The organism is Kordia zhangzhouensis (genome assembly GCF_001005305.1).
GTDB lineage: Bacteria > Bacteroidota > Bacteroidia > Flavobacteriales > Flavobacteriaceae > Kordia > Kordia zhangzhouensis.
Genome location: NZ_LBMH01000015.1, coordinates 22079 through 35492, shown reverse-complemented (window position 1 = coordinate 35492; position 13414 = coordinate 22079). Strand labels below are relative to the sequence as shown.

The window sequence follows — 13414 nt, the reverse complement described above, 5'->3', positions numbered from 1 at the left end:
AATTACATTCTATACAACCATGTTTCTGGGTTTAAGCGAGTAGTGTTTTTAAAGACTGTAAATTTTAGCTCTGTTTTTCCAGTACTACGATTGGTATACATGATGCCTATTTGCTGTTTCATAGACACTTTATCTCCTGTTTTTACAGAAACCGATTCCAAACCAAAATACGTAGTAAAGTAGCTTCCGTGACGAATTAACACACATTTTACACCTTCTTTCGTTGCAAATATTCGTGTGATTTCTCCTCCATAAATAGCGCGTACTGGTTCATTCTCATTTGTTGCAATAACAACTCCATTACTCATTCTTGTTACATTCGGATTCACTACGTCACGATAGTTTCCATACCCTTTTATTTTGGTTCCTTCTGCAACTGGCCAAATATGCTTTCCTTTATTGGCAGCAAAACTATTTCCAATGGCTTGAGCTTCAGGAGTAAGCGCGTATGTTTTTGTAGAAGAATTATTCCCTGCTTTTTTATTAGAGCTGGCAATTGCATCTCGAATGATTTTATCAATTTGACGATCGATTTCGTCTGCCTGTTCTTGCTTCTTTTTAACCTGCGCAGCATACTTATTTTTGTCTTTTCTTAAAACCGCTAGCATTTCATTTTGTAGCGTCTTCTCTTTTTCAAGTTCTTCCTGCACTTTTCTATTCTCAACTATTAGTGCTTCTTTTTCCTTTTTTTGAGCGACAAATGTTTTGTTTAGTTCTTGTAATTCTTGAGTACGAGTTACAATAGCTTCTCCTTGTTTTTTACGATAGTCGGTATATTGTTTCATGTATTGAACACGTTTATACGCTTGTAAAAAGCTTTCCGAAGAGAGTAAAAACATCAATCTGCTTTGTTCTGAGCGACTTTTATAGGATTTTCGAATCATTGCCGCATAGTCTGCTTTTAGCTTCGTTAATTCGTCTCGTAGCTGTCCTATTTTTTTAATATTGTTGTTTATTTGACTTGTAAGGAGATTGGTTTGCTGATTCATCACCTTTATCAAATCTTTTTTAACCCGAATTTTGTGATTGATACTTTGAACATCTTCTACAATAAATTTTGTCTTAGATGTATTTTTTTTGATGAGTTTATTGATGAGACGAATTTCGTTTTGCAAACGCAAACGCATTGCTTCCAATTCCTTTTTGCGATCTTGCGCCATACTGAAACCACTCACCAATAAGAGAATGATAACAGTTATTTTTTGATAGGTATGTTTACAGTATAAAGGATTCACTATATTTTAATTTCTTTGTAACCACTAGGAATTTTGAACGGAAAACGCACCTCTTCGTTGAAAGTGATTTTTTTATATTCAACTTGAATAGTCGTTGTTTTATTGCTTTCGGAAGCTTTGATTTCTACATTTTTAGGAAATACTTGTCCCGTAATTTTTTGATACGCTGGATAGTTGATTGTTAACAATCGTTCTTCAGCTGTTTGTACCAATTGTTGTTGTGCAATTTTGAAGTGAAATGCGTCTAAAAAGAATAATCGTTTAAAAAGATCAAAATCACGCTTTGGTGTTAAAGCATACGTTTTGTCAACAATTTCTGAGTTGAATTTTTCATTTTTTAAATTGAACAATGCTTCTCCAATAAGTAAGTTTTGTATTTTTTCAAAGTCAAGGTCCGTTCCAAGAAATTTACTAATTAATGCAAAATCACCTTCAAAATATGTGTTGTCTAATTTATTGTAAAAACTAACTCTTGTAGGCGTTATATATACTTTTACCAATGAGAGTTTAGCACTTAGCCAGATAGCTTCGTCCTTTTTCATGCGTAGACTCAACGTAAACCCTTCTTGCATTTTACCGTCATCAAAATCTACTTTAAGCTTCCCGCGAATTGTATTAAATTTTAAACTATTCCTATAGTGATTTTTTACAATATTCTTCGTAGATAAGTTGGCGACTTTTCCAGAAGAAACCAACGTTTTAGATGATTTACAACTAACCAGTAGCATGATTGCTAGCACGCTAATAATCGCAATGTGAATTCTGTTTTTCAAGCGTCTTTATTGTATTTTTTTTCGGTAATAGTTCTCTTTTTTCGTATTTCCTATTTTTTTGTAGGCTAACACAAAGGCTTCATAAAATTCTTGTTCTAGAGCCGTATCATCAATGATGTAATCGAGTCCAATTTCAAGCATTTCAATTGCCTTTTTGTAATCTTGTAACGCATGTAAAGCTTGCGCATTGTACAGATACAGTTTGGGTTGCGACGGAAAATCACTGAGTCCAATAATCGCCAATCGATTGGCATCTTTGTACGCATTCATTTCCAACGCTTCTTCTATTTGTTCTAAAATTTTACTGTCTGTATTTTCTCTTGGCTTTGGTGTTTGCTGAATGACTTCGGCGACTTCTTTATCAGAGGTTTGATCTTTATTGAGTTGCTTTTCCAACATGAGTTTCATGTTGGTAGCCGTAAAAGATAATGTTCCTTTTTTTTGAAGTTCTTCCAATTGCTCGAATGCCTTTTTATATTCTTTCATCCCAATATATACTTTTGCAAGATCTTCTCTGAATGAATGATTGAGGTAGACAATCTTTTTTCCTGTTTTTAAAGCATCTTCCCGCTCATTAAGTTTTATCTGCGCATTAAATAAACCTGTTAAATACCATTGATTTTGCGGTTTTTTACTTACTGCTTCTTCAAATGATTCTTTGGCTTCTTCATACTTTTTAAGGGAAAAGTAATTTTTCCCTAATTCGAAAGCAATCGTCGGATTGTCATCAATTTCTTTACATTTTAGTAGTTCATCAATCGCACGATCATAGTTTTCGATACCACGTTGTTTTAATGCTTCAAAAAAATGCTCTTGGAATTCGTCATTATTTTCTTCTAATGAAATAGCTGCGCTTTCTTCTTCTTCTTGAGCGCAAACAATTTCAGGAACACTAAAAAGTATTCCTGAGATTAATAATATATGTATTATTTTTTTCATTAGAATAGATGGTCTCAATTATTGTTCCATTGTTGAATAATCACCAATACTCACTTTGGTAAACTTTCCATCAAATTTTGCATAGTTACCAATCATAGCTTCCTCTAAATTAGCATTTTTTACCAAGCTATTCGTTTGAATTAAGCTATTTTTAAGAGTTGCATTTTCAATTTGTGAATTATCTCCTATAGAAACATTAGGTCCAACTGTTGCATTTTTAATAAGTACGTTTTCACCAATGTAACATGGCGGTATGATTTCTGAGTTTTCAATTTTTGCAGAATCCGCTACTAATTTTTCATTGTCGGCCTGTAAAAACCCTAGCATTTTTCCATTCGTTTCAATAGTTACATTTTTGTTTCCACAATCCATCCACTCATCTACTTGTCCAGTAACAAAACGGCGTCCTTTTGCCATCATTCCTTTAATTCCGTCATTGATTTGATACTCTCCTCCGTGAATGATATTGTTATCTAATACGTATTGTAACTCCTCTTTTAGTACACCTACATCTTTGAAATAGTAAATTCCAATCACTGCAAGATCAGAGACAAATTCGGCTGGTTTTTCTACCAGTTCAATAATTTCATTCTCATCATTAAGTTTTACCACTCCATATGCTTCTGGATGTTCTACTTGTTTTACCCAAATAGCCGCATCAGCTTCTTTATCTAAGTTAAAATCTGCGCGAATTAATGTATCGGCATATGCAATTACAGCTGGACCAGATAAAGATTCTTTTGCACACATTATTGCGTGACCAGTTCCTAATGGTTGATCTTGACGATAGATACTCGCCTTTGCGCCCAAACTTTCTGCTAAGTCTGTCAAGCTTTTTACCACATCTTCTCCAAAAAAAGCTGGATCTCCTAACACAAATGCAACTTCATCGATAGGTTCTCCTAATACCTTTGCTATGTCAGAGACCAATCGGTGTACAATTGGCTTCCCTGCAATTGGAATTAACGGTTTTGGAACTGTAAGTGTATGTGGACGCAGTCGAGAACCTCGTCCTGCCATTGGTACTATAATCTTCATTTTATTGTTTTTTTCTATGATTCTTTTGTTACTATGAAATGTTTTTATTTGGTTCCTGTACTTCCAAATCCGCCTTCACCTCTAGCCGTTTCAGATAGTTCAGAGACTTCAATCCATTCGGCACGTTCATGTTTTGCAATGACCAATTGAGCTATACGCTCTCCATTTTCAATTGTGAAGGATTCATTTGAAAGATTGACTAAAATAACGCCTATTTCGCCTCGGTAATCTGCATCAATCGTTCCTGGAGCATTAAGAACCGTGATTCCTTTTTTGGCAGCTAACCCACTTCTTGGGCGTACTTGAGCTTCATAACCTATCGGTAATTCAATGAATAATCCTGTTTTGATAATAGTTCTTTCTAACGGCTGTAATGTTATAGACTCCGTAAGATTTGCTCTTAAATCCATTCCTGCAGAAGCAGCAGTTTCATAGTGAGGCAATGCGTGTTGTGATTTGTTAATGATTTGTATGTTCATTATCTATTTTTTATCAAATTGTGATGAATCTAGGTTATTTTAAGGCTGTTTTTTGCAATATTTGTTTGAGCTCGTTCTTTTCTAAGAGATAAACAATTGTCAAAAATACTAAAACCAATAGAGTTGACACGAAATAATTTCCTCGTAATGGTCCATAAAAGGCAATTCCAGAAAGTATAGATACTACTACTAAATAGCATATTATTTTTTTGATATTGTACGGAACAGCATAATGCTTTTGTCCCAAAATATACGAAATTACCATCATGCTTCCGTAAGCAACTAATGTAGCCCAAGCGGATGCCATATATCCTATTTTTTTAATCATAATGATATTGAATAGAATCGTTACCATAGCGCCAAAGATTGAAATATACATCCCGTAGTTGGTTTTGTCTGTAAGTTTATACCAAATAGAGAGATTGTTGTAAATCCCCAAACAAAGATTTGCTAGTAATATGATTGGAACAATTGCCAATGCTTCTAAAAACTCTTTTTTGCTGATAAGCATATTTGCAAAAAGGTCAATATATGCTACAACTACCAACATAAAAATCGCTCCCAATATGGTAAACCATTTCAGAATAGTTGCATAATTGTTTTTGGCATTTTTTTCTTTGGCGTGGTTAAAGAAAAATGGTTCGGCACCTAAGCGAAATGCAGTAATATATAATGTCATGAAAACACCTAGTTTATAACAGCCTGCATATTTTCCCATCTCAGCATCTCCAATAAATTCTCCTAAAAAGAGTTTATCGACATTTTCATTGGTTACATAAGCTAAACTACCTATCATGATTGGTGTTCCATATACAAGCAATTTTTTTAGGATTTGTATATCATACGTCCATTGTATTTTCAGAATATTTGGAAATAATACTATCAAAGTAAGTAGACTCGCCAATACATTAGCCAAAAAGATATAAATAACTTGTGCTTCTCCTTTTATATAAAAGTTGAATGCATCTGGAAGCCATTTTTCCGAAAGGACACCGTTAGGAATCATCCAAAGAAATACAATATTTAAAATTGCAAGAAAGAGAATGTTCGCAATTTTGATTCCTGCAAAACGAATTGGACGGTTTGTTACTCGCAAATATGCAAAAGGAATGACAACAATGGTATCAAGAAAAACGGTCCAGATTAAAATCTTGACATACATGATTTTTTCAAAGCCTAATGCAGTTGTAATCTCAGGTGCAAATGTTAATCCTAGGAGTAAGAAAATAGTCGTTGTCACCAACAATGTTATGAATGACGTAGAAATGATTTTGCCTTTTTCTTGTTCTCGGCTAAAGAAACGAAAAAAAGCAGTTTCCATTCCGTAAGTCAATAGTGCATTCAAATAGGCCGCATATACATAATATTCGGTATTTACCGCATATCGATCTGCACCAAAAACATCGGTATGTAACTTTAATAAACCAATGTTGATTGCGCGTGGCAAAATGGCAGCGATACCATAGATGATGGTGTCTTTGAAAAACTTTTTTAGTGCGCTCAAGAAATCTTTCGTTTAAGCTCTAAATGTATTGATTTCTTCGGGCTTTCCCAAAAGGAATAATGGGTTTGTTTTTCTCTTTTCTAAGCCCTTGTATATCTTTTTTTATGATTCTTGGAGTGTTTTTAAGATTTGAAGTTCATTTAAAACTTGCTTTCGAATGACAAAGAATAAAACTACAAACGATACTACGTACGATATGACAACATAATAAAAGAATCCTCTTGTGAGATATTGATAGAAATAATACGCCATAATGACAAATCCTATGTTGTATACAATCAATAATATAGGGATAATTTTAAACGCAAGTTGTTTGCGCTGTTTGTAGTAGTTTACCAATTGAGTTTTGAAATCATTTAATGGAAGCAATACATTTAGCCTTTGTAGTTTTTGTCTACTTTTTATTTCAATATAGCTTCGAATGACAACTACGCCAATGAGGAGAGACATTCCAACCAATACACCGCTAAACTTGTATGCAGAGATGTAGAAAAAAAAGTAAATTAGAATAATCCCTGTAATTCCTAATATGAGTTGAGTAATACGTTGTTGTTTGCGCAATTTTTGTAATTTTTGCTGTGCTGGCTTAAAATCGGGTACGGTTTTGTGTTGCGACTGTTGTTGCCATGTATGTTGTAAATCTTTAAATTCCATGTGATACACATTTTGAGAGTTTTTCTTTGATTCGGTGTACTAAGACACGAATATTTTGATGTGAATGTCCTGTGATGTCTGCAATTTCTTTTTGTGATACTCCTTCTAAAACCAATAAAATTATAATTCTGTCAGTTTCTTTGAGTTGCTGAATACAGGCATACATTTGCTGTAGCCGATTTTCCTGTATTATTTTTTCTTCGGTTGTATTTTCTAATGAATTTAATATATCAGACTCGTTGAACTTTCCTTTTTTTTGTTTTCGAATGAATAATAAACAGGTATTGACCGTAATTCTGTAAATCCAAGTTCCTATACTTGATTTTTGCTTGAATTGATCCAAGTGCTCCCAAACTTTGATAAAAGTATCTTGCACTAAGTCTTTGGCTAATGCCTCGTCACCATTAACGTATCCGAGACATAACCTGTAGACTTTATCATAATGATTTTGATATATGTTTGTAAATTGTTGTGACAATGATGCTTGTTTTTTAACTTTTAATTCTTTTGTTGTAGAATATAGAATTATTCTTTTTTAGCACTTAAAACACGTGTAGTTACGTCAATTTAGTTTGTTACCAATTTTTGAAGCTGCCCTTGAAACCATTTTGCTTGATCAAACATAATAAAGTGTGCTGAATTTTCAACATATATGATTTCTTTATTGACTAGTTTTTGATATTGTTCCGAGTAGAGTTTTTCCACTTGCGGCTTCGGATAGTAGCTTATTGCAGCCATGATGGTTACTGGAATTTTAATCTTTTGGATGTCTTCTCTAAGATCTAATTTTAGCAAATCAATATATCCATATACATAGGTTTTTCTATCTGCTTGCTGCATCCAATCGACAATTAATGATTGTTTTTCTTTATTCATTGTCATTCCTGCTGCCATTTGTGTTGCCATTTGCTTAAACGCTCCATCATCCATTGCCAATTGTTGTTTTGCAAATGGTGTTTCATAACTAACTTTTTCTGGCGAAAAATTAGGAATCATCAATGCGCCGATACTTGCCAAGCCATCCACAATAATCAATTGTTTATAAACATTAGAATTACTAGAAGCAAGCCAAAGTGCTAATGAACCACCCATGCTGTGTCCGATAATGGTAGGTTTTGCTAGTTTTTTTCGAGCGACATATTTCGAGACATCGTTTTTAATAGTTTCTAGCCAAGGTGAATCGATTGCGGGTACATTTCCAAACCCTGCAAAGGTGAATACATGACATTCGTGCGTTTTGGAGAGTTCTTTTACCGTTTCGTCCCACACATCGGCTGTACAACTAAATCCAGGAAATAATAATATAGGATCGCCTTTTCCTATAACTTCTACTTGAAAAGCGGTTTCTTGTGATTGCACTGTATAACTCACAAAAACGGTAAATAATACGATTAATTTTCTAAAGGTTTGCATACTGTTTGTTTTTTTGATTTTCCCTTTAGATACCGTTTTTTAGAAATGTTACACTTTGATGTACGGTTTTTTGATGTACGATTGTAGATTTTTGATTTTTTGGCTCTTGACTCTTAAAAAGTAATTTTCCCAAATATTCCTTGCAACTTCTCAATACTCACTACTAACATCTCACTACTACTTAACTCTCCAACCGTTTCTGTAGCTGATTGATAAAGTAGGAAACATTGATTCCTGTGGTTTTTTGAAATGCTTTGGAAAAAGATTCTGTATTTCCGAAACCTGCTTCTTTCCCAATGGCTTTGATGGTATAATTTCTAAATTTGGAATCTTCTTTTAGTTTGGAAATGACATACTCAATACGTAATTCGTTAATGTAAGTACTGAAGTTTTTTTGATAGTGTCCGTTAATGACTTTGGACAGGTATTTTGGGTTTGTTCCAAGTTTTTTGGCAAGTTCTGTTAATGAAATTTGTTTGGTAAATTTTTGGGATACTTCAAATGTTTCTAATTGTTGTAAAATGGATTCTACGATTTCTTCGGGAACGTCAATGTCTTTCTTTTTAGACGTTTCTTTTTCTTTTGTTTGATTAAGCGCATTTCGACTCTGCTCAATGCTCATAATATTTTCAAAACGTTTTTTATAATATTTCTGACGGCGAAACGCCGCGACCAACACACCTAAAATGACCAACAGAATAACACTAATGGCGGCAAAACTGTATTTCCAAGAACTCTCCTTGGCTTTGGCTTCTTCTACTAAGCGATTGCGCTCGGCGATGGCTTGTGGCGTGTCAAATTTTTTGTTAACGGTTTCTGTTACATAGGTATACGTAGAATCAATAACTTTATCCACTGCTATCAAACGGTCATAGTATTTTATTTGATTCTGCACATCATTTTTACTTTTATAATATTCGATAATATGTTCATACGCATCTCGCATTTCTGGGAAAACATCTTTGGTGGCTTGATAGATAGAATCTGTTTTTAGGAAGTGGAATTGGGCTTTTTCTAGTTGGTTGAGTTTATTGTAGCTTTTAGCTAAGTAATAATACCTCATGGCTAGTTTAGTTCCTTTTAAATGTGGCAATGCAATCAAAGAACTATCAATTGCTGCTTTATAATTTTTTAAATAGTATTGAGCAGTTCCTGCTACACAAACGAAATCATAGTACTCAATAGTGTCTTTGGCTTTACTTATTTCCTCTATTCCCTTTTTAACATTTAATAAACCCTTACGGTACTCATTAATTCCAAAATATGACAATGATAAATTATATATAGCTGTTAAATACCGATTTCTATAATGAACATTTTTATCCTTAATTCGCTCAAGAAATAGAACAAGTTCTTCATTATTTTTTACTACTTCTTTTGTGTCTTTCCAGTTACTCATTAAAGCTATTATAGACATCCTAGTATCAATCTCTAACCTAATATTTCTATTGACTTCTAAGTATTTAAGAGCTAGAAAATAATTATTTAATGATTCTTGATTTTTTCCAAACACATACAAGCAATATCCTTTAAAATAATAGCCTATAGCTGGAAATTTTTCATGACCTTTAATGTTTTTAGTAATGCTTATGATGCTATCAGAATATTTTAATGCTACACTGTCACTATTAAATACAGCTAATAGATAGTAGGCTTCTGCTATTTGTATTTTGTTTTTTTCTTTTTTTGCTTTTAATAAATACCCTAAAGTATAAAGTTTAGAACGTTCAATATCTGTGTATTCATTTTCATCTATTGATTCTTTCAACTCCTCATAACTATACTTCGCCAAAGAATCAATTTGCGTTTGCGCATTCAGCAACATATTCAAACTAAGACAGCAAAAAAGAAAGAGGACAAAAGGGGATTTTGGATTCATGAAGTTTGTATCGGTTTTTGCAAAGATATAAAATGGCGGTTTTGTAAAAATTTACTTTGTGTTTTAACGTGTTTTTTTCGATAAAAATTATATTTTAAAGTGTGTTTTTGTAGTTATGGGTACCTTTTGATATAATGAATCTTCAATTTGCTACTCTATTTGACGTTTGGGTTTTGAGATATCATTGCGGGAATTTGAAAAATTTGCGGCAATCTGTTGGTTTCAAATACGAGTCTGAAATGTGATTTTGGCAGATTACTTCGTCATGCTTCCTCGTAATGACGAATCTAATGGTATGAAAAACAAAAAACCTCATGTTTCCATGAGGCTTTTATTTTTATATGTAGTACACTTCGACTCCGCTCAGTGTACCTATTATTTTAGTTATTTAAAGCTTCCGCTCCACCAACAATTTCTAAGATTTCGTTGGTAATGGCTGCTTGACGTGCTTTGTTGTACGTCAACGTTAATGAATCTCTCAATTCTGCAGCGTTGTCGGTTGCCTTATGCATTGCTGTCATACGTGCTCCGTGCTCGCTTGCAAACGAATCTCTGATTGCTTTGAACAGTTGTGTCTTCAATGACTTAGGAATTAATCCTTCTACAATTTCTTCTTTAGATGGTTCAAAGATATAATCTGATTGAACATTCGTATCGGAAGCCATAGGTACAATTGGCAAGAATTGCTCGGTCATCACAGCTTGAGTTGCCGCATTTTTAAATTTATTATAAACAATTTCGATTTTATCATACGAACCGTTTTCAAATAAATTCATTAATTTTTGTGCAACTACTTCTACGTTTGCAAAGTTCAAATTATCAAAAATGTCACTGTGATTTGCAACAATTGTATTGTTTTTAGAAAGAATATCATTTCCTTTTTTTCCAATTGACAATACATCTACTTGCTTACCAGCATATACATTATTAATCAAGTGATTTGATTGTTTGATGATGTTAGAGTTAAATGCCCCGCACAATCCTCTATTAGATGTAATAGCTACTAAAAGTACTTTATTTACTTCACGTTGTTCTGCAAATTTGCTTCCGCTATCTGCATCAAGTGTAGCACTTAAACTTTGTAGTAATTCTGTAAGTTTATTAGCATATGGGCGCATTGCTGTAATTGCGTCTTGTGCTTTTTTCAACTTAGCTGCAGAAACCATTTTCATGGCACTAGTAATCTGCATTGTTGATTTTACAGAACTAATTCTATTACGTATTTCTTTTAAGTTTGCCATTTGTTTTTAGTATTGAGTATTGAGTTGTTAGTATTGAGATAGCTAACACTCAATATCATATTTTTATGTTGAAAAGTACAAAATACTGAGCTGTCTCAATACTTTGTACTCAATACTAATTACTAATTGTATTTCGCAGACATCTCTTTACAAACTTTTGTTAATGTGTCTGTAACTTCGTCTGTTAATTTTCCTGCTTTTAAGGTATCTAAAATATTTCTGTGTTTTGTATTTAAGAACTCTAAGAAGTCTCTTTCGAACTCTTTTACTTTTTCAACAGGAACATCTCTTAATAGGTTTTTAGAACCTGCATAAATGATTGCAACTTGATCCTCAACTGTATATGGATCATTTTGTGCTTGCTTAAGGATTTCAACGTTACGTTTTCCTTTTTCAATTACATTTAATGTCGCTGCATCTAAGTCAGAACCAAATTTTGCGAATGCTTCTAATTCACGGAACTGAGCTTGGTCAAGTTTTAGAGTACCTGCTACTTTTTTCATAGACTTAATCTGCGCCGAACCTCCTACACGTGATACTGAAATACCTACGTTAATCGCTGGACGCACACCAGAGTTGAATAAGTCAGATTCTAAGAAAATCTGTCCATCCGTAATCGAAATTACGTTTGTTGGGATATATGCTGATACGTCACCTGCTTGTGTTTCAATGATTGGTAATGCTGTTAATGATCCTCCACCTTTTACGATTGGCTTTAATGATTCTGGCAAATCGTTCATGTTCTTAGCGATATCATCATCAGCGATTACTTTTGCTGCACGCTCTAATAATCTTGAGTGTAAGTAGAAAACGTCTCCAGGATACGCCTCACGTCCTGGTGGACGACGTAATAATAACGATACCTCACGGTATGCTACCGCTTGTTTTGATAAATCATCATATACGATTAAAGCTGGACGACCTGTATCACGGAAATATTCTCCGATTGCTGCTCCTGCAAATGGTGCATATACCTGCATTGGAGCAGGATCTGATGCATTTGCTGCTACAATAACTGTATACGCTAATGCTCCTTTGTCTTCTAATGTTTTTGCAATGTTTGCTACAGTTGATGCTTTTTGTCCAACTGCTACATAAATACAAAATACTGGCTCACCTGCATCATAAAATTCTTTTTGGTTTAGAATTGTATCGATACAAACGGTTGTTTTTCCTGTTTGACGGTCACCAATTACCAACTCACGTTGACCTCTACCTACTGGAATCATCGCATCGATTGATTTGATTCCTGTTTGTAACGGTTCGTTTACTGGCTGACGGAAGATAACTCCTGGTGCTTTACGCTCTAAAGGCATCTCATATAGATCACCTCCAATTGGTCCTTTACCATCAATAGGATTTCCTAAGGTATCCACTACACGTCCTACCATTTCTTCTCCTACCTTGATAGAAGCGATACGTTGTGTACGTTTTACCGTGTCACCTTCTTTAATTTCTTTAGAAGGACCTAATAATACCACACCAACATTATCTTCTTCAAGGTTCAATACGATACCTTCCATTCCTGTTTCGAATTCTACTAATTCTCCATATTGAGCATTAGCTAATCCGTAAACACGAGCGATACCATCACCTACTTGTAGTACAGTTCCAACTTCATCAAGTGAAGCAGTTGCTTCAAATCCTGATAGTTGCTTTTTTAATATTGCTGATACCTCAGCAGCTTTTACTTCTGCCATTTTATTTAGTATTTAATTTTGAGAGAAAGACCTTTTTAGTGCATTTAATTGATTGGCGATACTTGCATTATACTGTAAGTCACCTACACGTAAAATAAATCCTCCTATGATACTTTCGTCGATTTTATTTTCAATTGTCACTTGATTTCCTGTCAAGTCCTTTACTTTTTGCAATACTTTTGTTCTAAGATCGTCTGTTAAAGGAACTGCTGTAGTTACTACTGCTTTTTCTTTTCCTTGAGACGCATCGAATAAAGTACTGTATTGTGCAGCAACGTCACCTAATAATTCAACACGTTTGTTGCTTACTAGAATATCAATTAATCCTTCTGTAACAGAATGAACTTCTTTGAATATTTCTTGTAACGCCGCTTTTTTGATTTCTTGCTTTACGATAGGACTATTGAGCATCAGTCGTAAATCTTTGCTTTCAGCTACAGTTTTTACGATGCTATCCATATCTTTTGCAACCGCTTCTCCAGCATTTTGATCTTGTGCTAATGCCAAGGTTGCTTTTGCGTAACGTATTGCTGCTCTAGATCCTGCCATTGTGTGCTAA

The 13414-nt window shown here is 34.0% G+C and carries 13 protein-coding genes; all 13 read right to left on the bottom strand.

Features of this window, described 5'->3' with window-relative positions; genetic code table 11:
- Positions 1-2: 2 nt before the first annotated feature.
- The 13 genes from AA088_RS16175 to atpH all read right to left on the bottom strand — a co-directional run bounded on the left by AA088_RS16175 (position 3) and on the right by atpH (position 13404).
- Positions 3-1235, bottom strand: coding sequence for a murein hydrolase activator EnvC family protein (locus AA088_RS16175; protein ID WP_052752936.1), 1233 nt, complete (start codon positions 1233-1235; stop codon positions 3-5).
- The gene (locus AA088_RS16170) at positions 1235-2008 is read right to left on the bottom strand and encodes a DUF4292 domain-containing protein (protein WP_241483429.1); all 774 of its coding nucleotides are present in this window, start codon (positions 2006-2008) and stop codon (positions 1235-1237) included. Before AA088_RS16170 ends, AA088_RS16175 begins: the two co-directional genes overlap by 1 nt.
- A gap of 6 nt (positions 2009-2014) precedes the next feature.
- Positions 2015-2947, bottom strand: a complete 933-nt coding sequence (locus AA088_RS16165) for a tetratricopeptide repeat protein (protein WP_046746078.1) — start codon at positions 2945-2947, stop codon at positions 2015-2017.
- An 18-nt stretch (positions 2948-2965) separates the two neighbouring features.
- Entirely contained in the window at positions 2966-3985 is a 1020-nt protein-coding gene (locus tag AA088_RS16160) for a sugar phosphate nucleotidyltransferase (protein WP_046746077.1), read from the bottom strand.
- Positions 3986-4029: 44 nt separating this feature from the next.
- A complete protein-coding gene (gene dut / locus AA088_RS16155) occupies positions 4030-4464 on the bottom strand; it encodes a dUTP diphosphatase (protein ID WP_046746076.1) in 435 nt (144 codons plus the stop codon).
- 34 nt (positions 4465-4498) lie between these two features.
- Positions 4499-5968, bottom strand: a complete 1470-nt coding sequence (locus tag AA088_RS16150; protein ID WP_046746075.1) for an MATE family efflux transporter — start codon at positions 5966-5968, stop codon at positions 4499-4501.
- 102 nt (positions 5969-6070) lie between these two features.
- Complete coding sequence (locus tag AA088_RS16145; RefSeq protein ID WP_046746074.1) at positions 6071-6622, bottom strand: hypothetical protein; 552 nt, start codon at positions 6620-6622, stop codon at positions 6071-6073.
- Positions 6612-7100 (bottom strand): RNA polymerase sigma factor, encoded by a 489-nt coding sequence (locus AA088_RS16140; protein WP_046746073.1) that lies wholly within the window; start codon positions 7098-7100, stop codon positions 6612-6614. The genes AA088_RS16145 and AA088_RS16140 overlap by 11 nt, the downstream gene beginning before the upstream one ends.
- A gap of 89 nt (positions 7101-7189) precedes the next feature.
- Entirely contained in the window at positions 7190-8035 is an 846-nt protein-coding gene (locus AA088_RS16135) for an alpha/beta fold hydrolase (protein WP_046746072.1), read from the bottom strand.
- Positions 8036-8216: 181 nt separating this feature from the next.
- The gene (locus AA088_RS16130) at positions 8217-9914 is read right to left on the bottom strand and encodes a helix-turn-helix domain-containing protein (RefSeq protein WP_082106814.1); all 1698 of its coding nucleotides are present in this window, start codon (positions 9912-9914) and stop codon (positions 8217-8219) included.
- A 380-nt stretch (positions 9915-10294) separates the two neighbouring features.
- Positions 10295-11155: an ATP synthase F1 subunit gamma gene (gene atpG / locus AA088_RS16125; protein ID WP_046746070.1), complete on the bottom strand. Its 861-nt coding sequence runs from the start codon at positions 11153-11155 to the stop codon at positions 10295-10297.
- A gap of 122 nt (positions 11156-11277) precedes the next feature.
- On the bottom strand, positions 11278-12855 hold the full coding sequence (gene atpA, locus AA088_RS16120; protein ID WP_046746069.1) for a F0F1 ATP synthase subunit alpha: 1578 nt from the start codon (positions 12853-12855) through the stop codon (positions 11278-11280).
- Between the two features lie 12 nt (positions 12856-12867).
- Complete coding sequence (gene atpH, locus AA088_RS16115; RefSeq protein ID WP_046746068.1) at positions 12868-13404, bottom strand: ATP synthase F1 subunit delta; 537 nt, start codon at positions 13402-13404, stop codon at positions 12868-12870.
- Positions 13405-13414: the final 10 nt, after the last annotated feature.

Excerpts from the sequence above, each read along its gene's own strand:
- AA088_RS16165 (WP_046746078.1), bottom strand. The coding sequence starts at position 2,947 with ATGAAAAAAATAATACATATATTATTAATCTCAGGAATACTTTTTAGT.
- AA088_RS16160 (WP_046746077.1), bottom strand. The coding sequence starts at position 3,985 with ATGAAGATTATAGTACCAATGGCAGGACGAGGTTCTCGACTGCGTCCA.
- dut (WP_046746076.1), bottom strand. The coding sequence starts at position 4,464 with ATGAACATACAAATCATTAACAAATCACAACACGCATTGCCTCACTAT.
- AA088_RS16145 (WP_046746074.1), bottom strand. The coding sequence starts at position 6,622 with ATGGAATTTAAAGATTTACAACATACATGGCAACAACAGTCGCAACAC.
- AA088_RS16135 (WP_046746072.1), bottom strand. The coding sequence starts at position 8,035 with ATGCAAACCTTTAGAAAATTAATCGTATTATTTACCGTTTTTGTGAGT.
- AA088_RS16130 (WP_082106814.1), bottom strand. The coding sequence starts at position 9,914 with ATGAATCCAAAATCCCCTTTTGTCCTCTTTCTTTTTTGCTGTCTTAGT.
- atpG (WP_046746070.1), bottom strand. The coding sequence starts at position 11,155 with ATGGCAAACTTAAAAGAAATACGTAATAGAATTAGTTCTGTAAAATCA.
- atpA (WP_046746069.1), bottom strand. The coding sequence starts at position 12,855 with ATGGCAGAAGTAAAAGCTGCTGAGGTATCAGCAATATTAAAAAAGCAA.
- atpH (WP_046746068.1), bottom strand. The coding sequence starts at position 13,404 with ATGGCAGGATCTAGAGCAGCAATACGTTACGCAAAAGCAACCTTGGCA.